Below are 25,793 nucleotides of genomic sequence, written 5' to 3'. Positions count from 1 at the left end.
GACTTTGCCGCGATTACCGTCTGTCCGCAATCGGTTCCGAAAAGTGAGTGGTCCGCCGGGGCGGGGCCGCTCAGTCCGGAAACACGCCCGGACGGTACTTCGGAACGCGCAATTTGACCTTGGTCCCGGCGCCGAGCGCTGTCTCGACGGTCAGCCCGTACTCCTCCCCGTAGACCTGCCGCATCCGCTCGTCGACGTTGGCGAGCCCGATGCCGCCGCCGCGCCGGTCGGGGGTGGCGACGCTGCCCCATCCGGTCGGGCCCGGCAGGCCGACCGGGGCGGCGAGGATCTCCTGGAGCCGCTCGGGGTCCATGCCGACGCCGTCGTCCTCGACGCTGATCGCCGCCTCGGCGCCGCAGTCGCGCGCCACGATCGAGATGTGCAGCGGGCCGCGGGTGCCCTTCATGCCGTGCCGGATCGCGTTCTCCACCAGCGGCTGCAGGGCCAGGAACGGGACGGCGACGGGCAGCACCTCGGGCGCGACCTGCACGTCGAACCGGAGCCGCTCGCCGAACCTGGCCCGCTCCAGCAGCAGGTAGCGGTCGATGGAGCGCAGCTCGTCGGCGAGCGTGGTGAAGTCGCGCGGGTTGCGGAAGGAGTAGCGGGCGAAGTCGGCGAAGTCCAGCAGCAGGCCGCGGGCCCGCTCGGGGTCGGTGCGGACGAACGAGGCGATCGTGGTCAGCGAGTTGTAGACGAAGTGCGGGGAGATCTGCGCGCGCAGCGCCCGCATCTCGGCCTCGGCGAGCCGGATCCGGGCGGCGTCCAGCCCGGCCAGCTCCAGCTGCCCGGTGACGAGCCGGGCCGCCTCGCCGACGGCGCGGACCCGCGCGGTGGACGGCCCCGACCAGTACGCGGCGAGCGCGCCCTCGACGCGTCCCTCGATGGTGAGCGGGGCGACCATGGCGACCCGGACGCGGCACAGCGGGTCGTGGCAGCCGAGCAGCTCCGGGGCGATCACGCGGGGCCGGCCGGAGGCGAGCACCGGCAGCGCGTGCCCGACGGCGTCGCCGGCGTGCTCGTCACGGCCGGCGCCGTCCCAGGCCAGCAGCCGGGGGGCGGGCTCGTCGCCCGCCGCGTCCCGGTCGTCCACGCGATCGGTGGGATGCGCGGGGTCCGCGTCGTCGTCGGCGAACGGATCATCGTCGCCGCCGGACGGGACGGCGACGAACGCGACGGCCTCCGCGCCGAGCAGCGCCCGCAAGGGCCGGGCGGCCTTGCGGGCCGAGTCGGGGGTCAGCCCGGCGCGCAGCGGCGGCGACAGGCGGGCGATGGTGTGCAGGGCCGCGAACGCGGCCTGCTCCGCCGGGCCGGCGGGGGCGCGGCGCGGGAGCCCCAGCCGCTCGCGCAGCGCGACGGCTGCCGCGGCGGCGCCCGCGGCGAGGGCGCCCGCCAGAATGTCCGCGACGGACGGTAGGACCATGACAACGTACGGTAACGGTTGTCTTCCGCTCGGGACGGTGTGTTGCCGATTTACGACGGTGTCCGACGCACCGGCGGCTTCCGCCGCCCTCCCGGGATCACAGGGGCGGGGCCTGGCCCTCGTCCTCCTGGTAGGAGTACCGCTGCTCCGACCAGGGGTCGGCGACGTTGTGGTAGCCGCGCTCCTCCCAGAACCCGCGGCGGTCCTTGACCAGGTACTCCACGCCGCGCACCCACTTCACGCTCTTCCACGCGTACAGGTGCGGGATGACGATCCGGGTCGGGAACCCGTGGTCGGGGGTGAGCCGCTCCCCGTCGTGGTGGGTGGCGAACATCGTCCCGTCGGCGAGGAAGTCGCTCATCCGGATGTTGGCGCTGTAACCGTACTCGGCCCACACCATCACGTGCGTGACGTCCGGCGCGGGCGGCGCCAGCTCCACGACCGCCGTGCCGGGCACGCCCTCCCACTCGTTGCCGGGGATCGTGAACTTGGTGACGCAGTGGAAGTCGGAGACCGCCCGCGCCTTCGGCAGCGCGTCGAACTCCTCCCAGCTCCACCGGTGCTGCTCCCCCGACGCGGTCGCGCCGAAGACCCGGAAGTCCCAGTCCTTGGGCCGGAACTTCGGGACGGGGCCGTAGTGGAGGACCGGCCAGCCCCGGGGGACGTACTGGCCGGGCGGCAGATCCCGCGGCTGCGGTGCGGACTGTTCGGGGTGGGACATGACGCGGCCATCCTGCCACCCGGCGTGAGCTGAGCCATATTCGGGGGGCTCGCGGGATTCGGCGTCCCGGGATCGGCTACGCTGATGTCCGTGCGCAACATCGTGTATTTCTTCTGGTTCGACCAGCCCGGGCGGCTGGTCTGCCAGACGTTGCGCTGACAGACCACAAGGCGAGAGCCCCGGGCCCCATCGGCCCGGGGCTCTCGTCGTTTCTGCGGGGTCGTCCGCGGGATCCGGCCGGGATCCCGCGCGGTCCGCGTGATGAGGAGAGGCAGCACACCATGGTCGTCGTCATGGGCCCGGAGGCCACCGAAGCCGATATCCAGGCCGTCGTCTCGCTGGTCGGGACGGCGGGGGGCGAGGCGTTCGTCAGCCGCGGCGTGGAACGCACCATCGTCGGGCTCGTCGGCGACGTCCAGCAGTTCGGCTCGCTGAACCTGCGCGCCATGCGCGGCGTCCGCGACGTGGTGCGGATCTCGGTGCCCTACAAGCTGGTGAGCCGCGAGCACCACGCCGAGCGCACGGTGGTGCGGGTCGGCGGCGTGCCGATCGGCCCCGGCACGATGACGCTGATCGCGGGCCCGTGCGCGGTCGAGACCCCGGAGCAGACGCTCGGCGCCGCGCAGATGGCGCAGGCGGCGGGCGCGACCCTGCTGCGCGGCGGCGCGTTCAAGCCGCGCACCTCCCCGTACGCCTTCCAGGGCCTCGGCGAGGCCGGCCTGCGCATCCTCGCCGACGTGCGGGAGGAGACGGGCATGCCGATCGTCACCGAGGTGGTGGACGCCGCCGACGTCGACCTCGTCGCGTCCTACGCCGACATGCTGCAGATCGGCACCCGCAACGCGCAGAACTTCGCGCTGCTGCAGGCCGCCGGCGAGGCCGGCAAGCCGGTGATGCTCAAGCGCGGCATGAACGGCACGATCGAGGAGTGGCTGATGGCCGCCGAGTACGTCGCGCAGCGCGGCAACCTCGACATCGTGCTGTGCGAGCGGGGCATCCGCACGTTCGAGAAGGCCACCCGCAACACCCTCGACATCTCCGCGGTCCCGGTGGCGCAGCGCCTCTCCCACCTGCCGGTGATCGTGGACCCGTCGCACTCGGGCGGCAGCCGCGACCTGGTGCTCCCGCTGACCCGCGCGGCCGTCGCGGTCGGCGCCGACGGCGTGATCATCGACGTGCACCCGCACCCGGAGACCGCGCTGTGCGACGGCCCTCAGGCCCTGGTGGACGGCGACCTGCGCGAGCTCGCCAAGCTCGTGCGCGACCTGCCGCCCATCGTCGGCCGCACCCTGACCGAGGCCCCCGGCCCCGTCCTCGCCTGACGCCCGTCCGCTGACGTGCGGCGAGCCGTCATGACGCCGCTCATGACGACGACTCGCCGCACGTCAGCGACGTGTTACGGGGCTGGTACGGTCGTCGGTATGGCGTATTGGACCCCCTCCCTCGGGCCGCCCCGCTCCTGACGGGGCGCGGTCAGGGAATCCCCAGAGTCCTGACGGACCGGCGCACCCGCGCCCGGCCCGCGTACTCCTGCGCCCCGGATCCGGATCTTCTCTCCCGATTCGAGCCCAGGAGCACCTTCCGTGTCAGTGCACACGTCCAGAACGTCCAGAACGTCCAGGCGGAGCGTCTCCGCACCCTCCCGGCGCCCGCTCGGCGGCGGCGCCGACATCCTGCTCGCCGCGTCCCTGTGGGGCACGACCGGGACGGCCCGCACCTTCGCCGGCCACGGCGCCTCCAGCGTCTCCGTCGCCGCGGCCCGGATCGTCATCGGCGGGCTGCTGCTGCTCGCGCTCGCCGCGCTCACCCGCCGGGACGGCCTGCGCCGCCTCCTCGCCGGCCGCCGCGACCGGGCGCTGCTCGTCTTCGGCGCCCTCGCGGTCGCGGTGTACCAGACCGCGTTCTTCGTCGCGGTCTCCCGGACCGGCGTGGCCGTCGGCACCGTCGTGACGATCGGCAGCGCCCCCGCGTTCACCGGGCTGATCGGCCTGGCGATCCGGCGCTCGGTCCTCACCCGCCGCTGGACGCTCGCGACGGCGGGCGCCGTCGCCGGCTGCGCCCTGCTGGTCGGCGCCGGGCACGGCTCCGGCGTCGACCCGGCCGGCATCGCGCTCGCGCTGCTGTCCGGGCTGTCCTACGCGGCGTACGCGACCACCGCGTCCGTCCTGATCACCCGCGGCGAGGACGACCGGGCGGTCGCCGGGGCGCTGTTCGGCGGCGCCGCCGTGCTGCTGCTGCCCGTCCTGGCGGCCGGGCCCGCCGGATGGCTGCTCACCGGCTCCGGCGCCGCGACCGCGCTCTACCTCGGCACGGTCACCACCGGCCTCGGGTACGTGCTGTTCGCGCGGGGCCTGCGCGGGACGCCCGCCACGACGGCGACGACGCTGACGCTCGCCGAGCCCGCCGTCGCCGCGGTCCTCGGCACGGCGGTGCTGGGCGAGCACCTCGGCGGGGCCGCCTGCGGCGGGCTCGCCCTGCTGGGCGCCAGCCTCGTCGCGCTCGTCGCGCCCGTCCGCCGCCCGCGAAAGCACGGGAAACGCAACGGCGGAAGCGATTAATTGGTCTGAACCACTCGCCAGATCGGGAGGCGGCGAGGATGATGTCCGGCATGACGATGGGCGATGGCGACGCCGGGGGACGGCTGTTCCCGGAGGACCTCGACGGCGTCGACCCGGTCGCCGCCGTGATGCTGGCGGACGCCTGCCGCTCCCTCGCCGCCTACCCCGATCTGGTGGCGGTCGGCGCGCTGTTCACCGCGGCCGAGCGGGTCGCCGCCGGCTGGCAGGTCGTCTGCCCGCCGGACCCGCTGCCGCAGGGCGCCCGCGAGCTGCTCGCCGACCACCTCGACGACCTCGCCGCCCGGACGGACGGCACGGCCGCGCGCGAACTCCGGGAGGCCTCGGGGACGCTGCGGTCCGGGCCGCGGGACGCGGTGACGGCGGCCGGCCGCCGGTTCGCGATCGTCCGGGTCGAGCGGCTCGTGCGGACCGGCCCGGACGGCCCGGAGCCGCCCCGCCCGAGCGACCCGGACCCGCGCCCGGCGTCCCTCCCGGCCTCCTACCGCCGCCCCTACGACCTGCTGTCCGACGAGGGCACGGGGTCCGACCTCGCCACGGCCGAGCTGCTGTGCCAGGTGCTCGACGCGGCGGCGTGCAGCGGGAACGAGCCGTCCGGCGCGTTCCTCACCCCGGTCACGCTGGCGCCCGCGTTCACCGTCGCCGAGCGCGTGCCCGCGGGCCCGCCCGGGCAGGGGCGCAGGCGGCGCTGGCGCCCGGTCGGCCGGCTGCACGCCACCCCGCAGCAGGCCCGCGACTCGCTGATCGGCTACCTGCGGGACGTGGCGCCCGTCGTGGAGGGCCTCGGCGAGACCGACGCGGCCGCCTACGCCGAGGCCGCCGAGCTGCTGGCGGAGGAGACGCGGCGCAACGGCATCGCCGTCGCGGGCCGCCGCTTCCGCATCGTCCGCATCGAGCGGATCACCCTCATGGGCCCGCAGGGCCCCGAGCCTCCCCGCCCCACGGACTTCGACGCCCGCTGACCCGGAGAGACCTCGACACCCGCCCGATCACCGACGAGCGGAAGCGTGAGTTCCTGACGCCAACGGCGCTGCGAATCACACCTCGTACGCGGGGCGGTGCTCCTGGACCGACTCGGCGAGCTGGTCGGCGAGTTCGCCGACGTCGAGGCGCTTCTCGATCTGGCGGAGGTCGTCGATCTTGGCGCGGGTCTCGGCGCGGCGCGGGGCGAGCACCGTGCAGCAGTCCTCGTCGGGCAGCTCGGAGATGGACAGCGTGCGGATGCGGCGCGCCTGGTCCATGATCTCGACCTTGTCCATGCCGACGAGCGGGCGCAGGATGGGCAGCTCGACGGCGTCGTCCAGCGCGGTGATGTTGGCCAGGGTCTGGCTGGAGACCTGGCCGAGCGCGTCGCCGGTGATCAGCGCGGAGCCGCGGAGGCGGTGGGCGAGGACCTCGCCGGTGCGCAGCATGAGGCGGCGCTGCGCGATCACCGCGAGCCGGTCGGCGCCGGACGACTTGATCTGCTGCTGCGCCTTGCCGAACGGCACGACGAACAGCCGCGACCCGCCCTGGAACCTGTCCAGCTCCCGGACCAGCGCGTACGCCTTGTAGATCGACTCCGGGCCGGTGAACGGCATGCCGGAGAAGTGCAGGTAGTCGACGCGCAGGCCGCGGCGCATCATCCGGTACGCGGCGACGGGCGAGTCGATGCCGCCGGACATCAGCACGAGGGCGCGGCCGGACATCCCGACGGGCAGGCCGCCCTGGCCGGGCAGGCCGCCGGAGTAGACGAACACCTCGTCCCGGTCGACCTCGATCGACAGGGTGTGCTCGGGGTCCTTGAGCCGGACGGGCTGGCCGTAGCGGTCGGCGACGAGGGCGCCGATGTGCCGGTCGAGCTCCATGGAGGTCAGCGGGAACCGCTTGTCGCGGCGCCGGGCCCGGACGGCGAACGTGCCGGTGCGGCCGTCCATGAGCTCGAGGGCGGCGCGCTCGACGCTGGCGACGTCCTTGCCGACCCGCCAGGCGCGGTGCGCCCACACGATGCCCATGACGTCGGTCACCCGCTGCGCGACCCGCTCCATCGTGGCCAGGTCGGCATCGTGCTTGCGGACGATGAACACGCCGTGCCGGCGGATCACGTCGACGCGGGCGATGGGGCGGACGGCCTGCCGGACGTTGTCGGCGAGGCGGCGCTCGAACTGCTCGCGGTTCTTGCCCTTGAGGACGACCTCGCCGAGCTTGAGCAGCACGCACGGTTCGCCGTCGACCGGCGACTGCTCCCGGACGTCCGCGGGCGCGGTCTCGAGCGTGGTCATGCGTGGTCCTCCCGGCGGGAACAGGTCGAGGGTGGGCCTCCAGTGTGGCCCACCGGATCCAACACCGCGACCCGGAAAGGCTGTTCCCGCCGGGAGGGCCCGGTCAGCCGAAGAAGACCTCGGACTCGGCGTAGCGCTCCAGCGGGACGGTCTTCAGCTCCTTGGTGGCCTCGTCGAGGCCGACCCGGACGATGTCGGTGCCCTGCAGCGCGACCATCTTGCCGTAGTCGCCGTCGCGGACGGCGTCGATCGCCTGGAGGCCGAAGCGGGTGGCGAGGACGCGGTCGAACGCGGTCGGGGTGCCGCCGCGCTGGATGTGCCCGAGCACGGTGGCGCGGGCCTCCTTGCCGGTGCGCTTCTCGATCTCGTCGGCGAGGGCCTGGCCGATGCCGCCGAGCCGGACGTGCCCGAACGAGTCGCGCTCGCCGGTCTGCAGCTGCATCTGCCCGTCGATCGGGTGCGCGCCCTCCGACACGACGATGATCGGCGCGTAGCGGGTCTTGAACCGGCTCTCGACGTACTCGACGACCTTGTCGATGTCGAACGGCCGCTCGGGGATCAGGATGACGTTGGCGCCGGCGGCCATGCCGACGTGCAGCGCGATCCAGCCCGCGTGCCGGCCCATGACCTCGCAGATCAGCGCGCGGTGGTGGCTCTCGGCGGTGGTGTGCAGCCGGTCGACGGCCTCCATGCCGATGTTCACCGCGGTGTCGAACCCGAAGGTGTAGTCGGTGGCGTTCAGGTCGTTGTCGATCGTCTTGGGGACGCCGACGACGTTGACGCCGTTGGCGTACAGCTCGCGCGCGACGCCGAGGGTGTCCTCGCCGCCGATGGCGATCAGCGCGTCCACGCCGAGGCCGGCGAGGTTGTCCTTGATCCGCTCGACGCCGCCCTCGACCTTGACCGGGTTGGTCCGGGACGAGCCGAGGATCGTCCCGCCGCGCGGCAGGATCCCGCGCACCGCCTGCACGTCCAGGGCGACGGTGTCGCCTTCGAGGGGGCCGCGCCAGCCCGCCCGGAAGCCCACGAACTCGTAGCCGAAGACCTGCACGCCCTTGCGGACGACCGCGCGGATGACCGCGTTCAGGCCGGGGCAGTCCCCACCTCCGGTGAGCACTCCGACTCGCATGCCGTCTCCTTCTCCCGCCACCGGGCTCCTCCCTCGATTCACACGGCCAGACTAGTAGTCAGGGCATGACTACGCAGGGCATTCGCCGGGCGTACCGGCGTGCCGCCATTGGTCTAGACCATAGCCTCCGGAGGTGCCCCGCGGCACGCCGTCCGGCCGTCCGGCCGGCGCGTCAGCGCCGCGGGCTCCCGAGGATCCGGACCCTTCCCCGCAACAGCACCGCCACTCCCCCGGGGAAGCGCCGCAGCGCCGCCCGCCGGGGACGCGGCGGGGACCCGCCGTCATAGGCCCAACTGATCTCCGCCAGCGCCAGTTCCCGCGCGGCCTCCCCGGCGAGCCCTTCCCGGTGCGCCCGCGCGAAATCCCATCCGTCCCGGAATGATCCCCGCGTCGGGCGCCCGTCGGCCCACGCGGCGAACTCCGCCTTCCAGGACGTCCCGTACGCGGCGGCGAGCGCGGGCCAGGCGCGCGCCACCTCACCGGCCCGTTTCAGCAGGATGCCGTGCGCGGCGGCCCGCACCGCGCCGGTGTCGAACCCCTCGGGCATGGGGCCGCCCGCCGTCATCGCCCGGACGAGGGCCTCCTGCGCCGCCGCCAGCCCGGGATCGAACGCTCCGCTCATATCTGCTCTCTGTGGGGCACGACCCCCCACGCCCCCCGGTGCGATTCGCTCATGTGATGGACGCCAGTCCGGACGCGGCGGCGATGGCGTCCAGCTCGGCTCGGAGCTCGTCGACGGGCGGGTAGCGGCCGTCGCGCTCCAGCAGGAACCCGGGCGGGCGGTGCCGGGCGCACACCTCCCCGACGAGGTCGAGGACCTCCTGCGGGACGGCCGCGGTGTGCGTGTCGTGGTACCGGCCGCCCTGCTCGGTGCCGCCCGCGACATGGCAGTACGCGACGCGTTCCAGCGGCAGGCGGTCGAGCAGGCGCAGCGGGTCCTCGCCCCGATTGCGGGCGTTGGCGTACACGTTGGCGACGTCCAGCAGCAGGAGGGCGCCGGTGCGGTCCAGGAGCTCGGTGAGGAAGTCGCCCTCGGTGTACTCGGCGTCCGGCCAGTCGAACAGCGTGGCGATGGGCTCGACCGCGAGCGGGACGGGCAGCTCGGCGCGGGTCCGGCGGATGTTGGCGGTGAGCGCGTCCAGCGCCGCCCGCGTGCGCGGCACCGGCAGCAGATGACCGGCCTCGATCCCGCCCGCGCGGACGAACGCGACGTGCTCGCTCACCAGCGGCGCCCCGAGCGCCTCGGCGCACGCGGCCAGGTGCGCGACCCGCTCGGCGGCCAGCGGCTCGGCGCCGCCGAGCGACAGCCGCACCCCGTGCGGGACGACGGCCGCGCCTCGCCGGCGCAGTTCCAGCAGGTCCGCCGCGGGATGCGCGGGGTGCACGGACTCGGCGATGACCTCGGTGAAGCGCAGCCCGGGCAGCGCCGCGGCGAATCCGGCGATCTCGGGGCGCCAGCCGAGGCCGACGCCCAGGTCGGGCAGGGACGCCGCGCTGTCAGCCGCCACCGCCGCACCCTCCTCCCCCGCACCCGCCGCCTCCACAGCCACCGGACCCGCCGCAACCCGCTCCACCGCAGCCGTGTCCGCCACCGTGACCTGAGCCGCCGTGCGAATGCCCCCCACCCGAAGAGTCCCCCGACACGTACGTCGATCCGCCCGTCCCGGCGCCCCCGCCCGTGTCCATGTGGCGCGCCATGCCGACGGTCTTGGCGTACACGGGATCCCAGGCCGTCAGCGCGGGAGCGCCGAAGAGGGCGACGGCCATCAGGACCTCCGGCGCGGCCAGGTCCCCGTACGAGTCGTGAAGCGGCGGGACGAGGTCGTCGCGATCCTTCCCGGCCCGGTCGAGGGCCCGCTGCCCCTCCGCCGTGCGCCCGTAGACGGAGCCGAGCGCGAACGCCGGGATGGCGACCGCGACCAGCAGCAGCACGCCGGCGGTCAGCACGGGAACGCCGTGGCGGGTGCCGGCCGCGACGCAGCCCGCGGCGCCCAGCAGCACCCAGATCCGGACGGGCAGCAGCGTCCGCCGCAGGCGGCGCCGCATGTCCTGGTGGACGACCATGCCCTGCGCGGCCAGCTCGCCGCGGATCCCGCCGAGCGCCTCCTGGACGCCCGGCGCCACGGCGAGCTCCGGCAGCGTCGTTCCGGAGGCGCCGGCGATCGCGGCGCGCAGAGCGGCGTCCAGCGGCGCGCCACCGGTGGGGGCCTTATCGCCGGGACTGAGCCGGCCGTCGGCGTGGACCTTGATCGACTTGTCGAGCTTCAGCGCCGCCAGCGCGACGGCGATCGCGGCCGATTCCCCGCCGCGCAGGTAGGCGACCTCGCGCGGATCCAGGTCGCGGGCCGGCGGACGGCCCCGGCGCATCGCCGCCCGCGTCCGGGCCGGCGCCACCAGCAGGCCCGCCGCGGCCAGCGCGTACACGGCCAGGACAAGCACGGAAACCTGTGTCGCTCCCAACGCCACCGCGCCCCTTCACCCGTAGGCACCCGTGACATGGCGGACGCCCGCGCCGGGACGCCGGTTCGCCGCCTGGCCGCTAGCGGACAGGCGCCGGGGGGCGTCAGTCCTCCTCGTCCAGGCCCTTCTCGATGGCGTAGCGGACGAGTTCGACGCGGTTGTGGAGCTGGAGCTTGCCCAGGGTGTTCTGCACGTGGTTCTGCACCGTGCGGTGCGACAGGACGAGCCGCTGCGCGATCTGCTTGTACGTCAGGCCCTTCGCGACGAGGCGCAGGACCTCGGTCTCGCGATCGGTGAGCCGGGGCGCGTCGTCGTCCTCGCGGGCGGGCGCCGCGGCGAGCCGCCGGTACTCGCCGAGGACGAGCCCGGCGAGGCCGGGGGTGAACACCGCGTCGCCGTCGGCGGTGCGGCGGACCGCGTCCAGGAACTCCTCGCGCCCGGCGGACTTGAGCAGGTAGCCGGTGGCGCCCGCCTTCACCGCCTCCAGGACGTCCTGCTGCTCGCCGCTGGCCGACAGCACCAGCACGCGGACGGGCGGGTCGGCGGCGGCCAGGTGCCGGGTGACCTCGACGCCGCTGATGTCGGGCAGCTGCAGGTCGACGACGGCGACGCGGGGCCGCGCGGCGGCGGCGATGCGCACGGCGGCGCGGCCCTCGCCGGCGGTGGCGACGACCTCGTGGCCCGCCTCGGCCAGGTCGCGGGCGACGGCCTCGCGCCACATCGGATGGTCGTCGACGACCATGACCCTCAACGGAACCTCGTTCACGGGCACAGCCTAGACGGGGCGGCTCACCGCGGAACGGTCATTTCGATCTCGGTGCCCTCGCCGGGCGCCGAGACGATCGCGACGGTGCCGCCGAGGTCGCGGACGCGGCCCCGGATGGACTGGGCGACGCCGAGCCGGCCGGACGCGGCGGCGTCGTCCAGCCGCCCGGGCGGCATGCCGGGGCCCTCGTCGCGGACGCTGACGGTGACGGCGGCGGGGTCGTCCTCCAGCAGGACCCAGGCGCGGGCGCCGTCGCCGCAGTGCCGCCGGACGTTGTCCATGACCTCCGCGATCGCCGCCGCCAGCTCGCCGGCGGCGTGCTCGGGCAGCGTCACCGGCGTCGCGGGGGTCGACACGGTCACCGACGTGGACGCCTGGCCGGTCAGCAGCGGCCGCAGGTCGGTGTCGCGCCCGGCGGCGGTGCCCGGCGCGAGGGCGGCGCCGTGAGCGCGGGCGGCGCGGGCCATGCCGGACGCGGGCGGGCCGGCGCCGCCGGCGGCGCGCAGCGCGGCCTCCTGCTCCCCCGCCAGCCGGCCCAGCTCGGCCGCCTCGCCGCCCGCCTCGCCGCCGCGCCGCTGCACCATCGCCAGGACCTGCAGCACCGAGTCGTGGATCCTGCGCGCCAGCCGCTCGCGTTCCCGGGTCGCCGCCTCCATCTCCACGGCCCGGGCCAGCCGCGCCTCCGCCTCCCGCGCCAGCCGCACCACCTGCCCGACGACCAGCCCGGCGAGGAACAGCAGCACGATGCCGTTCAGGGTCGTGTTGCCCATCCCGCCGGACGTCCCGGCGACGGCGTGCACCAGCAGGTTCGCGACGCCGAGCACGAGCGCGGCGGTGACGCCGAGCCGCCGCCCGCCCGCGACGGCCCAGGCCAGCACCGACGCGGCGACCCACGACACCGGCAGTGTCGGGCGGCCCACCGCGATGTGGTGGGCGGTCTCCACCCAGGCGGTCGCGAGGACGCAGCCGAACGCGACGGCGAGGTCCGCGGCCAGCAGTGGCCATCCCCGGCGGGCCGGGTCCCGGTACGCCAGCGTCGCCACGCCCGTCCAGACGGCGAGCACCGCGAGGACGGCCCAGGCCCCGAGCGGGTGCGCGTACCCGCCGGAGTTCTTGGTGATCACCACGGCGGCGTAGACGAGCGCGAGCGCCCGGTACACCGCCACCGACCGCCACAGCGCCGCGTCCAGGGCCGCCCCGGTCACGGCGGCGTCCTCGTCGCGGCCCTCGCGGTCCTCGTGGTGGTCCTCGCGGTCCTCGCGCACGGGCACCGGGATCAGTCCTCGGTGAAGCCCTCGTCGCCGTCCTCCACCGGACGGACGGGCTTGCCGGACATTTCCGCCTTCACCTCGGCGGCGTACCGGTCGACGTACTCCTGCCCGGACAGCTTCTGGATCGCCTGCATGATCTCGTCGGTGACCGTGCGGAGCACCTCGCGGTCGTCCTCGCGGCCGAAGTAGCGGGAGAAGTCCATCGGCTCGCCGAACCGCACGCCCGGGCGCACACCGAGGCGCGGGTACGGCTGTCCGGGCGGCATCAGCCGGAACGTGTTGATCATCGCCATCGGGATCACCGGGACCCGGGACTTCAGCGCCAGCCGCGCCACCCCGGTCTTGCCGCGGTACAGCCGCTCGTCGGGCGCGCGGGTGCCCTCGGGGTAGATGCCGAGCAGCTTGCCCTCGCCGAGGATGCGCAGGCCGGTCTGCAGCGCCGCGTCCGCCTCGGGGCCGCCGGTCCGGTCGACCGGGACGACCCCCACGCCGGTGAAGAACCCCTTGCTGATCAGGCCCTTGATCCCCTTGCCGGTGAAGTAGTCGGCCTTGCCGATGAAGAAGATCGGCCGCATCAGCGGCAGCGGGCCGAAGAAGTGGTCGGCGAAGGACTGGTGGTTGCACGCCAGCAGCGCGGGCCCGCGCTTGGGGACGTTCTTCATGCCCCGGTTCCGCGGCCACCACGCGCCGTACATGATGGGAGAGAGCACGACCCTCAGCAGGATCCAGAACCAGAGCATGCCGACACCTTCCTCCGAACCGCGTGTGCATGCGGCGCGCAAGTCCAAGTCCCCGTCCAAGGGGGGGTAATGATGGGACATCTTCGCATCCCGCCCGGCGCACGCCCACACCACTGTCCCGGTCCCGCCGGACGGTCCCGCGCGCCCGGCCGGATGAACGTAGGCTGTGGTTCCGACGCAGTCGGCCCGGGGGGCCAGGGGGGTCGCGGCCACTCGGGGAATACTGGACGGAAATCTCAATCGGGTGGGCCCGGGGGCTTGTCCACCGCGGCGCAGCGAATACCGTGGGACACACGTTTCGGGTCGTCCGGGTGGGCCGCCGCGCACCGCGGCGGGCGGCCGGGCGCACACCTCAATGGGGGAGCGGAGGCCGCCATGCCGGTGCTGTCGGTCACGCCGGAGTCGTCGAAGGAGCCGGCCCCGTGAATCGCCGTGGCAATGGACTGTCCGCCGACACCTACGCGCCGCTGGTCGACCTCGCCCCGCATCTGGCCGACGCGATGCTGGCGGCGCTCGGCGAGGCGGGCGTGGCGGCCTACGCCACGTCGCCGGACGGCCTGCCCGAGATCGCCGGGACGGCCGGCGACACGGTCGGCGACGTCCTGGACCGGCTGTACGTGGACGTGGAGATGAAGCCCGCCGCCGAGGGCATCCTGCGCGCGCACCTGGCGCGGCTGCGGGACGCCGGGGTGCGCGGCGACGGCGACGGCCGGCCCGAAACCGATCTGGCCGACGCCGGGCCCGACCCGTCGCCCGCCCGCGACGGGACGCACGACGTGCCGCGGGACGGCGCGTTCGACGGGGCCTTCGACGGCGTGTTCGACGGGACGGCGCCCGGCGGGCCGGGCGACGCCGAGGCGGGCGGCGGCTCCGGCAAGGACGACGCGTCCGGCGGCGGGGGCGGCGAGAAGGGCCGCGACCTCGACGAGGACGCCATCTGGGCGGAGATCGTCGCGGGGTTCGACACGGCGCCGGAAGGCGACGAGGTCCCCTGGCCCGACCAGGAGAACATCGATGAGAAGCCGCGCCCACCGCGCGAGGGCGACGACCGCACGGGCCGGCTGCCGCGGGCGCGGGTGATCCGGCCCGCCGACGACGCCCCCGAGTTCCCACCGGGTGACGACGGGGAGGGCCACTACATCCCGCCGCCTCCCCCGCCGCTGCCGAGCGCGGACCCGCTCACCAAGGGCGCCTGGATCGCGCTGATCGGCGGCCCGGTCTACCTGCTGGTCACCGTGATCCTCGACTGGGAGGTGCCCGGCTGGGCCGCGTTCCTCGCCGTCGCCGCGTTCATCGGCGGGTTCGTGACGCTGGTGCTGCGGATGGGCGACGAGCCCCGCGACCCCGACGACGGCGCCGTCGTCTAGCGGGGCGTCGGGGGCAGGCGGAGGTCGGCGCGCAGCGGCCGGTGGTCGGTGGCGCGGACGTGGTCGCCGGGCTCGTCCGGCGGCACGCCGCATCCCGCCACCTCGACGCCGGGGTCGGCGAACACCCCGTCGATGCGGCGGCGCGGGTCGCGGGCGGAGAAGGTGAGCTCCTCCCCCGCCGCCGCGGTCGCGTAGCCGTCCTGGAAATGGTCGGTGAGCAGCGTCCAGGACGGGCCGCCGGGCTCCTCGTTGACGTCGCCCGCGAGCACGACCGGCGCGCCGTACCGGGCGCGGGCCCGGTCGAGATGCGCCAGCACCTCACCGACGTGCCGCAGCCGCTGCCCGTCCGCGAGGTCGAGGTGGGTGCTCGCCGCGACCAGCCGGGCCGGGCCGACGTCCAGCACGGCGATCGCCAGCGCCCGGCGGTGCAGGCCCTCGTCGGGCGTCAGCAGGTGGAACTCGCGGTGGACCCGGCGGACGCGCGGCGCCGCGAGGACGGCGAGGCCGCACGCCCGGCGGCCCGCCGCCACGTCCATCCCGCACGCCTTCGCCAGCCGGGCCCGCTGCGCGCGCCAGCCCCAGAACCGCGGCACCTCCTGCAGGCACAGCACGTCGGGATCGTTCGCCCGGACGACGCGCGCCACGGCCGCCGGATCGTCCTTGAGCGACCGGATGTTGTAGCTCAGCACCCGCACTGGCGTCGCCACGGCCGCGGCCCTAGACGGACGCCTCTTGGAGGGGCCGGACGCGGGCGAGGTCGGCGGCGCCGACGATCCCGGCGGCCGAGCCGAGCTCGGCGATCCGGATGTCGGGCAGCGGCCGGTGCCCGCGCCCGGTCAGCGCCTCCTCGAACGCGACGCGGATCGGGTCGAGCAGCAGGTCGCCGGCGTCGGACAGGCCGCCGCCGATGATGAACGCGCCCGGGTCCAGGATCGCGCTGAGGTCGGCCAGTCCCTGGCCCGCCCAGTGCGCGATCGTCCGGAAGCACTCCAGCGCGGCCTTGTCGCCCTCGCGGGCCGCCTGCGACACCTCGGGGCCGCTGATGCCCTCCGGCCGACCGCCGCCGAGCTCCAGCAGCCGGCCCGCCATCGCCGGCGCGACGCGTGCCAGGTCGCGGGCCTCGTGCACGAGCGCGTTGCCGCTGGCGTACTGCTCCCAGCAGCCGCGGTTGCCGCAGCCGCAGCGGCGCCCGTCCGGGACGACCCGGAAGTGCCCCATCTCGGCGCCGATCCCGAACCGGCCGCGGTACAGCTCGCCGTTGATGATGATGCCGCCGCCGATGCCGGTGCCGAGCGCGACCAGCACCAGGAAGTTCTCGCCGCGGCCCGCGCCGAACTTCGCCTCGCCCCAGGCGGTGGCGTTGCCGTCGTTCTCCACGACGACCGGCAGCCCGACCAGGCTCTCGACCTTCTCCCTGATCGGCTCCTCGCGCCAGGCGAGGTTGGGCGCGAACAGCACGGTGGAGCGGGTCTCGTCGACGAACCCGGCGGCGCCGAGGCCGACCGCCGACACCTCCGCGTACTTGCCCTTGAGCAGGTCGACGACCTCGGCGATGGTCTCGGCGGTCTCCTTGGGGTTGGTCGAGGGAGTCGGCCGCCGGACCTTCTCCAGGATCGTTCCCCGGTCGTCGACGACGCCGGCGGCGACCTTCGTGCCGCCCACGTCCACGCCGATGGTCAGGGCCATGTACGCTTCCTCCTCCTCGCGCGCCCCTGGCTGGAGCCCGTCCGCACCACTACCCGATGTCGATGGAGTCGCCGGTGGCGGCCGCCCACGGGTCGTCCGGCTCGCCGCGCGGCTCCGCGCCGCGAGGCGCCCCGCCGGCCGGGGCCTCGTCGCGCGGGGCCTCGTCGCGGGGCGACCGTCCCGACCGGTCGGACCTACCCGCCTCGGGGCCCGCCGACGCATCGCGCGGCCGCGGAGGCCGGTCGCGGTGCGGTTCCGGGCGGGTGCGGTCGAACCCCTGCACCACGTCCAGCGCGGCGGCCATCAGCGACCGCCCGGCCTCCCGGACGTGCCGGCCCACGTCGTGCCCGGACTCGCGGGACGCCGCGATGGCCCGGCAGACCGGGCAGTGGCAGCACTCGGGGGCGCCGGTGGCGTAGCGCGGCCGCTCCGCGGTCGCGGCCGCCCACACGTCGCCCTCGCCGCGGCCCTCGCCGTCGCGGGGCCGCTGGTCGCGCGGTCGCCCGTCCCGCGGCGGCTCGTCGCGGTCGTCGCCGGACCCGCCGCCGACCACCCGCTTCAGCACCGCGTCGAAGAGCTTGCCCGCCTCGTTGATCAGGTCACCCGGCTGATCGGTCATGGCTCCATCATCCATCCGTCATCGGCGTGAAACGGTACCGCCTCCCGGGCGTGCTCAGCGCTCGGCGCGGCGCTTGAGGCCCTTGAGCGCCGAGTCGATGATGCGCTTCTCGCCCTTGCGCTTCACCATGCCGATCATCGGGACGCGCACGTCCACCGCCAGCTCGTAGGTGACCTCGGTGCCGCCGCCGGCCTCGGCGAGGGCGTAGGTGCCGTGCAGGCCCGTGACGACGGTGCCCTTCTCCACCAGCTCCCAGCTCACCCGGTCGTCGCCGTCCCAGGTGTAGGCGAGGCCGACGGTGTCGCTGAACGGGCCGCCGTCGAAGGTCAGCCGGCCGCGCAGCGCCCGGCCGTCCGGGCCGGTCTCCTGGACGGTGAACTCCCGGATGCCGCTCGCCCACTCCGGATAGGCCTCCAGGTCGGCGATCACCGCCATGATGTCGGCCTTCGCGGCCTTGATCGTGATGGAAGAACTCGTGCGGTCCGCCATCTGCGTTTCCCTCCGGCTCGCCGTGAACCCGCGCCCGTGAACCCGCGGCCGGGTCCGCTGTCCTACAGCACGGTATCCGTCACACCGTGAGCACGTACGGCACCCCGCGCGCGCGGAAGTGGCCCACGTTCACGCATTCGGTGCGGCCGATGCGGGTGCGGGACGCGAGCGGCTGGTGGACGTGCCCGAACAGCACGTATTTCGGCTGCGTGCGGTGGATCGCGTCCAGGATCGCCTCGCTGCCCCGCTCGAACCGGCGGGCGACCGTGTCGTACAGCAGGTCCGGGACGGCGGGCGGGATGTGGCAGCACAGCACGTCCACCTCCCCCACCGCCTCGACCTTGGCGGCGTACGCGTCGTCGTCGAGCTCGTAGGGGGTGCGGTACTCGGTGCGCAGCCCGCCGCCGACGAACCCGAACCGCAGCCCGCCGATCTCGGTGGTCTCGCCGTCCAGGACGCGGTGCCCCTCGCGCAGGTGCGGCGCCCACATGCGCGGGACGTCGACGTTGCCGTAGGTGAGGTAGGCGGGGGTCGGCATCGCGGCGAACAGCTCGGCGTACTGCCGGTCGACGGCGCGCTCGATGTGCGGCCACGCCTCCCCTTCCAGGGAGGCCCACAGGCCGCGGGAGAACTCCCGGGCCTCGTCGAAGCGCTTCTGCGTCCGCAGCGCGATGAAGCGGTCGGCGTTCTCCTGGCCGAACAGGTCCGCGAAGATCCCCTGGCCGTGGTCGGAGTAGTCGACGAAAAGGATCAGATCGCCCAGGCAGATGAGCGCGTCCGCGCCGTCGGCCGCGCCCCTCAGCGCGTCCGCGCGGCCATGGACGTCGCTCACCACGTGGATCCTCATGACGCGACTCTAATAGGGGGCCTCTCCCCCGAAAACGGGCGGCCCTTCGCGGCGCCCGGGGCCGTCAGCCGGCGGCGGCGGACACCAGCGAGCGCCACTCGCCCACCAGCGCCGGGTCGACCGGCGCGTCCCAGGACCCGTCCGGGCGGACGGCGGTGCCGACGTGGAACGCGGTGACGCCGCCCGCCGCGAGCACGGCGACGTGCTTGCGGCGCAGCCCGCCCCCGGCCATGATCATTTCGGCGGAGCGGGGGGCCTCGGTGGCCCGCCGGACCAGCACGCCGACCCCGGCGTCCACGCCGCGCGGCGAACCGGCGGTGAGCACGGTGTCCAGGCCGCCGTCCAGCGCCCGGACCGCGTCCCACGCCTGGACGGGGTCGGCGGCGTGGTCGACCGCGCGGTGGAACGTCCACGGCAGCGGCGCGCAGCCGGACGCGAGCTTGCCGGTCGCGCCCGCGTCCACGTGGCCGGAGGAGTCGAGGAAGCCGAGCACGAACCCGTCGGCTCCGGCGGCGGCGAGGTCGGCGGCGGCGCGCACCAGCCGGTCCAGCTCGGCGCCGGTGGTGCGGAACCCGGCGTTGGCCCGCAGCATGACCCGCAGCGGCAGCGCGGTGGCGGCCCGCACCGCCTTCACCACGTCGGGGTCCGGGGTGAGGCCGTCGGCGCCCATGTCGGCCACGACCTCGATCCGGTCGGCGCCGCCGTCCTGGGCGGCGCGCGCGTCCGCGGCCGTCAGCGCGATCACTTCGAGCAGCGCCATGGCCCTCCCCCGACCGGATCCGTATACGACCAGGTCAAGGGTAGGGGACGGACCGGCGGCCGGCCGCGCGCGACGAGCGGTCTTTGCCGTGCCGTTAACCGCGGATCCGGCGGCCGGCGACGGGGACGATGCGCACTTCCCGGCAGAATTCCTACTCGTGGGTATCATTCACCTTCGGAGGGACCGGCAGGTTCCCCCGCCGTCCCCGAAGATCGACTACAGGAGTGGGCCGTGCGCGAGTTCAGCGTCCCCGCGATGGTGGAGGTCCCCGACTCCGCCAATCTGACCGACGCGCCCTTCACCCGGGCCGCCGAGGAACCCGGCCGGATCGTGCTGCGCCGCCGCAGCGGGACCGCCTGGAGCGCCGTCACCGCGGCGGAGTTCGCGGCGGAGGCGGCGGCGGTCGCCAAGGGCCTCGTCGCCGCCGGCATCGAGCCCGGCGACCGGATCGGGCTGCTGTCGCGCACCCGCTACGAGTGGACGCTGCTGGACTACGCGATCTGGACGGCCGGCGCGGTCGCGGTCCCGATCTACGAGACGTCGTCCGGGGAGCAGATCGAGTGGATCGTCGGCGACTCCGGCGCCAAGGCGGTGTTCGCCGAGACCGAGGCGCACCTCGCGCTGGTCGAGGAGGTCCGGGACCGGCTCCCGGACCTCGCCCACGTCTGGGGCATCGACGCGGGCGCCGTCGCCGAGGTCACCGGGCTCGGCGAGGACGTCGCCGACGCGACGATCACCGAGCGCCGCCGCTCGCGCACCGCCGCCGACGTGGCGACGCTCGTCTACACCTCCGGCACCACCGGGCGCCCCAAGGGCTGTGAGATCACCCACGGGAACCTGGTCGCGACCGCCCGCAACGCCGTGCAGGGCGCCATCTCCGAGATCGCCGTCGACGGCAGCTCCACGCTGCTGTTCCTGCCGCTCGCGCACGTGTTCGCCCGGCTGATCGAGGTCGCCACCATCGAGGGCGGCATCGAGCTCGGGCACAGCGACATCCCGAGCCTGCTGCCCGACCTCGCCTCGTTCCGGCCCACCTTCCTGCTCGCCGTCCCGCGGGTGTTCGAGAAGGTCTACAACGGCGCCGAGCAGAAGGCCGACGCCGACGGCAAGGGCAAGATCTTCAAGGCGGCCGCGGACACCGCGATCGCCTACAGCCGGGCGCTGGAGTCCGGCGGCCCGGGCCTCGGCCTCAAGGTCAAGCACAAGGTGTTCGACGTGCTGGTGTACGGGAAGCTGCGCGCGGCCGTCGGCGGCCGGGTGCAGTACGCGGTGTCCGGCGGCGCCGCGCTCGGCGAGCGCCTCGGCCACTTCTTCCGCGGCGTCGGCATCACGATCCTGGAGGGCTACGGCCTCACCGAGACCACCGCGCCCGCGACCGTGAACCGGCCCACCGCGATCCGGATCGGCACGGTCGGCAAGCCCATCCCGGGCGTCGACGTCCGCATCGCCGAGGACGGCGAGGTCCTCGTCCGCGGCATCAACGTCCTGCGGGGCTACTGGAACAACGAGGCCGCCACCAAGGAGGCCATCGAGGACGGCTGGTTCCACACCGGCGACCTCGGCTCCCTCGACGCCGACGGCTACCTGAAGATCACCGGGCGGAAGAAGGAGATCCTCGTCACCGCGGCCGGCAAGAACGTCGCGCCCGCGCCGCTGGAGGACCGGCTGCGCGCCCACCCGCTGATCAGCCAGTGCCTGGTCGTCGGCGACGGCCGCAAGTTCATCAGCGCGCTCGTCACGCTGGACGAGGAGGCGCTCGTCCCGTGGAAGGAGCGGCACGGCAAGCCCGCCGCGATGACCGTGGACGAGCTGCGCCGCGACCCCGACATCATCGCCGAGATCGAGGGCGCGGTCGCCGACGCCAACAAGTCGGTCAGCCACGCCGAGGCGATCAAGAAGTACGTGATCCTCGGCGTGGACTTCACCGAGGAGGCCGGGCACATGACCCCGAGCCTGAAGGTCAAGCGCAACGTGGTGATGAAGGACTTCGCCGACGAGATCGAGTCCCTCTACACCGCCTGAGCGGAGCCGGGAGCGGCGCCGTCAGCGCAGCGCGGCGACGGCGTCGGCGATCGGGACGTCGCCGTTCAGCAGGTCCAGGGTGCGGTGCCGGACGCCCGGCAGGCCGTCGAGCAGCGCGACGATCACCGCGGCGACGTCGTCGCGGGTCACCGCGCCGTGCCCGGCCGGCGGCTCCGCGAGCGCGACCAGCCCGGTGCCCGGGTCGTCGGTGAGGCGGCCCGGGCGCAGGATCAGCCAGTCCAGGCCGCCGCGCGCCTTCAGGTCGTCCTCGGCCTCGCCCTTGGCCCGGATGTAGGCGGCCCAGACGTCGTCGCGGCCCGGCGCGGGCGGCTCGCCCGCGCCCATCGCGGAGACCTGCACGAACCCGCGCACGCCGGCCGCGGCCGCCGCGTCCGCCATCAGGACCGCGGCGGCCCGGTCGACGGTGTCCTTGCGGGCGGCGCCGCTGCCCGGCCCCGCGCCCGCGGCGAACACGACCGCGTCCGCGCCGGCCAGATCGCCCGCGACCTGGCCGGCGGACGCCGCCTCCAGGTCCCGGACGACCGGCGTCGCGCCCGTCGCCCGCACGTCCGCCGCGTGGTCGGCGTTGCGGATGAGGCTCACCACGGTGTCCCCGCGCCCGGCCAGCAGCCGGGCCAGCCGCAACGCGATCTGCCCGTGCCCGCCCGCGATCACGATCTCCATGACCGCGATCCTACGCGCGGGCGCGCACGGGCCCTCGGAGCGGGGATCAGCGGCGGCGCCCGTTGATCGCGGCGACGGCCTTCTGCATCAGCTGGTCGTTCATCACGTTGATGAAGTCGCCGTGGTCGGTCACCGGGTCGTGCCCCTGCTCGGGGAAGGTGTCCAGCGCGAACGCCAGCGCCTTGGCGGGCAGGTTGTAGGCCAGCGTCATCCGCAGCTGCGGCACGGCCTTGCGGCCCTGCGGGCACTGCCCGGTCCGCTGGTCCGGGAAGACCATGTGGTCGCGGTGGTTGGCGCTGTCGGTGTTCTGGCCGTCCCAGCAACTCGGGAAGTTCAGCACGCGCTCGACTTTGCTGCCGCTCGGGCACAGCGGGTACTTGTCGGTGAACGCCCGGTTCTCGAAGCCGCTGCACGTCCACTGGGAGTGCGCGTTCGCCGGGCCGTTCGTCGCGGCCTTGGCGTCACCGGTGACGATGCGGGTGAAGCGCGGGATCGCGGTCACCTTGCCGCGCGGGTTGCCGAGGAACTGGAGGCGCACGTTCGCCGGGGTGACGATGCTGCCGGTGTTGCCGTCCGCCTGGCTCTGCCCCGCGCGGTCGGAGCCGTCCTGGCCCGCGCGCAGCCGCAGGACGGGCCAGTAGTAGGTCGACTGGTCGCCGTTGGTGCAGGTCGTCCCGGCGGCGGCGAGCGTCTGGTCGGTCGAGAACGCGCTGGTGTCCTCGTTGCCGACGTAGTCGTGGATGTGGTGGGCGCCGTTCTGGACGCCGGGAGCGACGATCACGTTGTCGGGGTTGCTGTGCTTCTGCCCCGCGTTCGTGCCGCAACTGGAGGTGAAGACGCCGGTGGAGGCGGTCCCGGCGCGGCGGGGCTGCCGCACGGCCGGCGCCTTGCGGATGTCGGCGAACTGGTCGGCGCGCGGGCCCGGCTTCACCTGGTTCTGGACGCCGCCGCCCTGGTTCTGGCCGCCCCCGCCCTGGTTCTGGCCGTCGCCGTTCTGCTGGTCTCCGCCGCCCGCCTGACCGCCGTCGCCGGGCTGGTTCGGGTCGGTCTGGCCGGGGTCCGGGGAGCCGGAGTCCGTCGGGTCGGGGACGGCCGTCTGCGAGGGGACGGCCGTCTGCGAGGGGTCGGCCGTCTGCCCGTCGCCGCCCATGCCGGGCATGTCGGGCATCTGGCCGTCGCCGTTCTGGCCGCCGTTCTGGCCGCCGCCGTCGCCGGGCTGCTGCCCTGCGGGGGGACTGGTCCGGCCGCCCGTGTAGTGCTGGACGTGCCCGGCGGGGTCCACGGCGACGGTCGTGCCGCCGGGCAGCGGTGCCGCGGCGCCACCCGGCACGTCGTTGCACGCCGACGCGGCCATGAGGAGCGCCGGGACGAACACGGCGAAGGCTTTTCTCTTTCTTCCCATTGAGTACTCCCTTTGAGCGGGGGGGTTGGGATACCCGTCAGTGCAGCGCGGATTTGGTGACCAGGCCGGTGCTCTCCAGCAACTGGATGTGGTGCAGGACGAATCTCATCCCGCGTTCCGCATAGGCCCGGACGATCGTGTTCTGGCTCTGTACGCGGGCCTTGGCGGCGAACGGCAGGACCTGGCCGTGCGCGGAGCGCATCCGGAACACGTAGTCGGTGTCGAAGGCCTTGCCGTTCAGCCCGGCCAGCTCCCGGAGATAGCTCCGCTGCGTGCCGTTCGGAATGGCCGGCAGGGACACGCCGAGCTGCTGGGCGGTGGTCCGGGTGTCGGCGTCCAGCTGCATGTGCTCCTGATTGATGATCTTGCCGATCTCCCGCACCCGCGGGCTGGCGCCCCGCTGCACGGCCATCTGGCTGGCCGGCATCTCCCAGAGCCCGGCCTGCCGGACCTTGACCAGCAGGAGCCTGTCCTGGGCGCTCAGCGGCCCCCATTTCGACGGGATGGTGGCGCCCTTGTCGACGCCGTTCGCCGGGGCCACCCGCGGGTTGAGGAGGACCGCGAGGGCGGCCGCGACGACGGCCGCGACGGCCAGCAGCAGCAGGCCCCGGCCCCGCCGGAGCCCGAACCGCGGGAGCCGGCGCAGTTCCGCGGCACCGTACGAATTCCTCACCGAAATCCCTTCCTCCTCCCGGGAGCGCACCGGAGAGCGAACCGGCGCGGTTTCGCCGGGCAATACGCACCGCGCCGGGCCGGTGGTTCACCGCCGCGCGGACCTTTTCATTTCTCCGGCCCGTCCGTAATGGCGGGACGGGCCGCCGTCAGGGGCGCCGCTCGGGGCCGCCCGGGACTCCCCCGACGACCCGCAGCGCCAATGCGGGGCACATCGCCACCGCTTTCTGCACGTCCCGTTCCATCCAGGACGGAATGTCGCTGCCGAGCACCACCGGAAAGCCGTACCGGTCGAGCTGGATCAGTTCCGGGACGAGGTAGGCGCACAGCCCGTGGCCGTCGCAGCGGCTCCAGTCGATCGCCACCCGGCCCTCCCGCCCGGTCGGGACGGGCAGCGGCAGCACGCCGAACGTCGGCAGCCCGCAGGTCCCGCCGTAGCGGTGCGCGTCGATGTCGGCGGTGAACGCCTCGACCGCCGACAGCACGAATCTCGCGGTCCCGTCCGGATGGGTGCAGGCGCCGCGGCCGCGCCCGATCGCCGCGGCGCGGCGCACGTCCTCGACCGTCCCGCCGCCCTCGCTCAGCGCGTTGAGGGCGCGGACGACGTCCGGCAGCCCGAGCCGGCACGGGCCGCACTGCCCGGCCGACTGCGCGGCGAGGTAGGAGGCGATCCGGGTGACCTCGCCGAGCGGGCAGGTGCCCTGGCCGAGCGGCAGGATGATGCCGGCGCCGATCGTCCCGCCGGCGGCCCGCATTCCGGCCCGCGACAGCACGGCCCGCGACGCCGCGCCCGGGCCGAGCCACATCCCGTGGTACCCGCCGACCAGGACGCCCGGGCCCGATGGCACGTCGCAGTGCTTCAGGACGTCGCGCAGCGGCGTGCCGAGCGGCGCCTCGACGACCGTGGTGCCGCCGACGGTGAGCAGCGTGGTGCCCGGCTCGTCGTCCGTCCCGGCGGAGGCGTACAGGTCGGGGCCGAGCGAGACCAGCACCGCCAGCTGCGCGAACGTCTCGGTGTTGGACAGCAGCGTCGGGTACCCGTCGACCCCGGACTCGGCGGCGCGCACCTTGACGCCCGGCGGGATCGGCGTCTCCCCGTTGATGGCGCGGATCACCGCGCCGCTCTCCCCGGAGATGAACCGCTCGGTCAGCCGGACGACCCGGGCGGGCATCCGCCGCTCCCCGATCGCGGCGCGCACCGACCGGGCCGCCTCGTCGCTCTCCACCGCGAGGACGATCCGCTGGGTGCCGAGCGCGGTCGCGACGATCTGCGCGCCGTCCAGCACCAGGTGCGGGGCGCGGCCGAGCAGCACCTTGTCCTTGGCGCTGCCGGGCTCGCCCTCGGCGCCGTTGACGACCACGACGACGTCCTCGCTGGAGCCGCGGTCGTTCCCCTTCTCGCCGGGCAGCAGCAGGGTCCGGTCGGCCTCCGGATGGTTCACCCGGGACGCGACGGCGGCCAGCTTGCGGGCGAACGGGAACCCGGCGCCGCCGCGTCCCCGCAGGTCGACCTGCTCGGCCATCCGGATCAGGTCGTCCAGCGACGGGACGCGCAGCCGGCCGTGCACCGCGAGGTGCCGGTCGAGGTCGAGCCGGTCGAAGCGGTCGAAGCCGAGGGTCAGCCGGGGGCCGCCGATGTTGGAGACCGTGGCGACCGGGTTCATCGGATGACCTCGGTGTCCCAGCCGCCGCCCTCACCCGGCAGGCGGGCGCCGCGCGGATCGGTCACGGTGGCGCGGGAGTCGTCGTAGTTCCGGCGGTCGTCGTAGTCGCGGGGGTCGTCGTAACTTGGGCGGTCGTCGTAGTCCCGCGGATCGTCGTAGCCGCGCGGACCGGCGGGGCGCCGCTCGCGCTCGGGGAAGCGGCCCCGCGCGCGGCGCGCCGCGGCGACGGCCGCGGAC

The 25,793-nt window shown here is 74.7% G+C and carries 26 protein-coding genes; 5 read left to right on the top strand and 21 right to left on the bottom strand.

Going from position 1 to position 25,793, the window contains the following annotated elements:
- Positions 1–70: 70 nt before the first annotated feature.
- Together ABD296_RS23340 and ABD296_RS23335 are read right to left on the bottom strand one after the other, a co-directional pair.
- Complete coding sequence (locus tag ABD296_RS23340) at positions 71–1,420, bottom strand: histidine kinase (RefSeq protein ID WP_344270739.1); 1,350 nt, start codon at positions 1,418–1,420, stop codon at positions 71–73.
- Positions 1,421–1,517: 97 nt separating this feature from the next.
- Positions 1,518–2,141, bottom strand: coding sequence for a sulfite oxidase-like oxidoreductase (locus tag ABD296_RS23335; protein ID WP_344270737.1), 624 nt, complete (start codon positions 2,139–2,141; stop codon positions 1,518–1,520).
- A 281-nt stretch (positions 2,142–2,422) separates the two neighbouring features.
- Here ABD296_RS23335 and aroF point away from each other — a divergent pair, with 281 nt between their 5' ends.
- From aroF to ABD296_RS23320, 3 genes are all read left to right on the top strand, one after another.
- Positions 2,423–3,463, top strand: coding sequence for a 3-deoxy-7-phosphoheptulonate synthase (gene aroF, locus ABD296_RS23330; protein WP_344270734.1), 1,041 nt, complete (start codon positions 2,423–2,425; stop codon positions 3,461–3,463).
- A gap of 261 nt (positions 3,464–3,724) precedes the next feature.
- Positions 3,725–4,699: a DMT family transporter gene (locus ABD296_RS23325; protein WP_344270732.1), complete on the top strand. Its 975-nt coding sequence runs from the start codon at positions 3,725–3,727 to the stop codon at positions 4,697–4,699.
- Between the two features lie 50 nt (positions 4,700–4,749).
- Entirely contained in the window at positions 4,750–5,679 is a 930-nt protein-coding gene (locus tag ABD296_RS23320) for a DUF5954 family protein (RefSeq protein ID WP_344270730.1), read from the top strand.
- A 75-nt stretch (positions 5,680–5,754) separates the two neighbouring features.
- On the opposite strand, the gene thiI is transcribed toward ABD296_RS23320, so the two are convergent.
- From thiI to ABD296_RS23280, 8 genes are all read right to left on the bottom strand, one after another.
- Positions 5,755–6,978: a tRNA uracil 4-sulfurtransferase ThiI gene (thiI, locus tag ABD296_RS23315; RefSeq protein WP_344270728.1), complete on the bottom strand. Its 1,224-nt coding sequence runs from the start codon at positions 6,976–6,978 to the stop codon at positions 5,755–5,757.
- Between the two features lie 103 nt (positions 6,979–7,081).
- A complete protein-coding gene (locus ABD296_RS23310) occupies positions 7,082–8,107 on the bottom strand; it encodes a 6-phosphofructokinase (RefSeq protein ID WP_344270725.1) in 1,026 nt (341 codons plus the stop codon).
- A 172-nt stretch (positions 8,108–8,279) separates the two neighbouring features.
- Entirely contained in the window at positions 8,280–8,729 is a 450-nt protein-coding gene (locus ABD296_RS23305) for a hypothetical protein (RefSeq protein ID WP_344270722.1), read from the bottom strand.
- A gap of 49 nt (positions 8,730–8,778) precedes the next feature.
- Positions 8,779–9,615 (bottom strand): DUF692 domain-containing protein, encoded by an 837-nt coding sequence (locus ABD296_RS23300; RefSeq protein ID WP_344270720.1) that lies wholly within the window; start codon positions 9,613–9,615, stop codon positions 8,779–8,781.
- The gene (locus tag ABD296_RS23295) at positions 9,605–10,546 is read right to left on the bottom strand and encodes a TIGR04222 domain-containing membrane protein (protein WP_344270718.1); all 942 of its coding nucleotides are present in this window, start codon (positions 10,544–10,546) and stop codon (positions 9,605–9,607) included. The genes ABD296_RS23300 and ABD296_RS23295 overlap by 11 nt, the downstream gene beginning before the upstream one ends.
- Positions 10,547–10,670: 124 nt before the next feature.
- Positions 10,671–11,309, bottom strand: a complete 639-nt coding sequence (locus ABD296_RS23290) for a response regulator transcription factor (protein WP_344270866.1) — start codon at positions 11,307–11,309, stop codon at positions 10,671–10,673.
- Positions 11,310–11,356: 47 nt separating this feature from the next.
- Positions 11,357–12,604 (bottom strand): MacS family sensor histidine kinase, encoded by a 1,248-nt coding sequence (macS, locus tag ABD296_RS23285; protein WP_407061502.1) that lies wholly within the window; start codon positions 12,602–12,604, stop codon positions 11,357–11,359.
- 5 nt (positions 12,605–12,609) lie between these two features.
- Complete coding sequence (locus ABD296_RS23280) at positions 12,610–13,344, bottom strand: lysophospholipid acyltransferase family protein (protein WP_344270715.1); 735 nt, start codon at positions 13,342–13,344, stop codon at positions 12,610–12,612.
- Positions 13,345–13,766: 422 nt separating this feature from the next.
- Here ABD296_RS23280 and ABD296_RS23275 point away from each other — a divergent pair, with 422 nt between their 5' ends.
- Positions 13,767–14,711, top strand: a complete 945-nt coding sequence (locus ABD296_RS23275) for a hypothetical protein (RefSeq protein ID WP_344270713.1) — start codon at positions 13,767–13,769, stop codon at positions 14,709–14,711.
- Here the strand turns inward: ABD296_RS23275 and ABD296_RS23270 are convergent.
- The 6 genes from ABD296_RS23270 to ABD296_RS23245 form a co-directional block, all read right to left on the bottom strand.
- Positions 14,708–15,418 (bottom strand): endonuclease/exonuclease/phosphatase family protein, encoded by a 711-nt coding sequence (locus ABD296_RS23270; protein WP_344270710.1) that lies wholly within the window; start codon positions 15,416–15,418, stop codon positions 14,708–14,710. The two genes, ABD296_RS23275 and ABD296_RS23270, sit on opposite strands and share 4 nt — an antisense overlap.
- Before the next feature lie 10 nt (positions 15,419–15,428).
- On the bottom strand, positions 15,429–16,397 hold the full coding sequence (locus ABD296_RS23265; protein ID WP_344270707.1) for an ROK family glucokinase: 969 nt from the start codon (positions 16,395–16,397) through the stop codon (positions 15,429–15,431).
- Positions 16,398–16,446: 49 nt separating this feature from the next.
- Positions 16,447–17,016: a hypothetical protein gene (locus tag ABD296_RS23260; RefSeq protein WP_344270704.1), complete on the bottom strand. Its 570-nt coding sequence runs from the start codon at positions 17,014–17,016 to the stop codon at positions 16,447–16,449.
- A gap of 54 nt (positions 17,017–17,070) precedes the next feature.
- Positions 17,071–17,505 carry an SRPBCC family protein gene (locus tag ABD296_RS23255; RefSeq protein WP_344270701.1) on the bottom strand — a complete coding sequence of 145 codons (435 nt, stop codon included), beginning with the start codon at positions 17,503–17,505 and terminating at the stop codon, positions 17,071–17,073.
- 79 nt (positions 17,506–17,584) lie between these two features.
- Positions 17,585–18,352, bottom strand: coding sequence for a metallophosphoesterase family protein (locus ABD296_RS23250; protein ID WP_344270698.1), 768 nt, complete (start codon positions 18,350–18,352; stop codon positions 17,585–17,587).
- Between the two features lie 64 nt (positions 18,353–18,416).
- Positions 18,417–19,112: a copper homeostasis protein CutC gene (locus ABD296_RS23245; RefSeq protein ID WP_344270695.1), complete on the bottom strand. Its 696-nt coding sequence runs from the start codon at positions 19,110–19,112 to the stop codon at positions 18,417–18,419.
- A 231-nt stretch (positions 19,113–19,343) separates the two neighbouring features.
- On the opposite strand from ABD296_RS23245, the gene ABD296_RS23240 reads away from it, so the two are divergent.
- On the top strand, positions 19,344–21,134 hold the full coding sequence (locus ABD296_RS23240) for an AMP-dependent synthetase/ligase (protein ID WP_344270692.1): 1,791 nt from the start codon (positions 19,344–19,346) through the stop codon (positions 21,132–21,134).
- A gap of 21 nt (positions 21,135–21,155) precedes the next feature.
- On the opposite strand, the gene ABD296_RS23235 is transcribed toward ABD296_RS23240, so the two are convergent.
- The 5 genes from ABD296_RS23235 to ABD296_RS23215 form a co-directional block, all read right to left on the bottom strand.
- Positions 21,156–21,818 (bottom strand): NAD(P)H-binding protein, encoded by a 663-nt coding sequence (locus ABD296_RS23235; RefSeq protein ID WP_344270689.1) that lies wholly within the window; start codon positions 21,816–21,818, stop codon positions 21,156–21,158.
- Positions 21,819–21,864: 46 nt separating this feature from the next.
- A complete protein-coding gene (locus ABD296_RS23230) occupies positions 21,865–23,220 on the bottom strand; it encodes a DUF1996 domain-containing protein (RefSeq protein WP_344270686.1) in 1,356 nt (451 codons plus the stop codon).
- A gap of 37 nt (positions 23,221–23,257) precedes the next feature.
- On the bottom strand, positions 23,258–23,893 hold the full coding sequence (locus tag ABD296_RS23225; RefSeq protein WP_344270682.1) for a DUF4142 domain-containing protein: 636 nt from the start codon (positions 23,891–23,893) through the stop codon (positions 23,258–23,260).
- Between the two features lie 148 nt (positions 23,894–24,041).
- Positions 24,042–25,556, bottom strand: coding sequence for an NADH-quinone oxidoreductase subunit NuoF family protein (locus ABD296_RS23220; protein ID WP_344270679.1), 1,515 nt, complete (start codon positions 25,554–25,556; stop codon positions 24,042–24,044).
- A partial coding sequence (locus tag ABD296_RS23215) for a hypothetical protein (RefSeq protein WP_344270673.1) occupies positions 25,553–25,793 on the bottom strand: 241 nt, incomplete at its 5' end. The genes ABD296_RS23215 and ABD296_RS23220, both read right to left, overlap by 4 nt.

Source organism: Actinomadura napierensis (genome assembly GCF_039529375.1).
GTDB lineage: Bacteria > Actinomycetota > Actinomycetes > Streptosporangiales > Streptosporangiaceae > Spirillospora > Spirillospora napierensis.
This window is presented reverse-complemented; position numbering and strand designations above follow the sequence as displayed.

Excerpts from the sequence above, each read along its gene's own strand:
- ABD296_RS23310 (WP_344270725.1), bottom strand. The coding sequence starts at position 8,107 with ATGCGAGTCGGAGTGCTCACCGGAGGTGGGGACTGCCCCGGCCTGAAC.
- ABD296_RS23220 (WP_344270679.1), bottom strand. The coding sequence starts at position 25,556 with ATGAACCCGGTCGCCACGGTCTCCAACATCGGCGGCCCCCGGCTGACC.
- ABD296_RS23230 (WP_344270686.1), bottom strand. The coding sequence starts at position 23,220 with ATGGGAAGAAAGAGAAAAGCCTTCGCCGTGTTCGTCCCGGCGCTCCTC.
- ABD296_RS23340 (WP_344270739.1), bottom strand. The coding sequence starts at position 1,420 with ATGGTCCTACCGTCCGTCGCGGACATTCTGGCGGGCGCCCTCGCCGCG.
- ABD296_RS23245 (WP_344270695.1), bottom strand. The coding sequence starts at position 19,112 with ATGGCGCTGCTCGAAGTGATCGCGCTGACGGCCGCGGACGCGCGCGCC.
- aroF (WP_344270734.1), top strand. The coding sequence starts at position 2,423 with ATGGTCGTCGTCATGGGCCCGGAGGCCACCGAAGCCGATATCCAGGCC.
- ABD296_RS23320 (WP_344270730.1), top strand. The coding sequence starts at position 4,750 with ATGACGATGGGCGATGGCGACGCCGGGGGACGGCTGTTCCCGGAGGAC.
- ABD296_RS23255 (WP_344270701.1), bottom strand. The coding sequence starts at position 17,505 with ATGGCGGACCGCACGAGTTCTTCCATCACGATCAAGGCCGCGAAGGCC.
- ABD296_RS23235 (WP_344270689.1), bottom strand. The coding sequence starts at position 21,818 with ATGGAGATCGTGATCGCGGGCGGGCACGGGCAGATCGCGTTGCGGCTG.
- ABD296_RS23280 (WP_344270715.1), bottom strand. The coding sequence starts at position 13,344 with ATGCTCTGGTTCTGGATCCTGCTGAGGGTCGTGCTCTCTCCCATCATG.
- ABD296_RS23305 (WP_344270722.1), bottom strand. The coding sequence starts at position 8,729 with ATGAGCGGAGCGTTCGATCCCGGGCTGGCGGCGGCGCAGGAGGCCCTC.
- ABD296_RS23260 (WP_344270704.1), bottom strand. The coding sequence starts at position 17,016 with ATGACCGATCAGCCGGGTGACCTGATCAACGAGGCGGGCAAGCTCTTC.
- ABD296_RS23335 (WP_344270737.1), bottom strand. The coding sequence starts at position 2,141 with ATGTCCCACCCCGAACAGTCCGCACCGCAGCCGCGGGATCTGCCGCCC.
- thiI (WP_344270728.1), bottom strand. The coding sequence starts at position 6,978 with ATGACCACGCTCGAGACCGCGCCCGCGGACGTCCGGGAGCAGTCGCCG.
- ABD296_RS23265 (WP_344270707.1), bottom strand. The coding sequence starts at position 16,397 with ATGGCCCTGACCATCGGCGTGGACGTGGGCGGCACGAAGGTCGCCGCC.
- ABD296_RS23250 (WP_344270698.1), bottom strand. The coding sequence starts at position 18,352 with ATGAGGATCCACGTGGTGAGCGACGTCCATGGCCGCGCGGACGCGCTG.
- ABD296_RS23290 (WP_344270866.1), bottom strand. The coding sequence starts at position 11,309 with ATGGTCGTCGACGACCATCCGATGTGGCGCGAGGCCGTCGCCCGCGAC.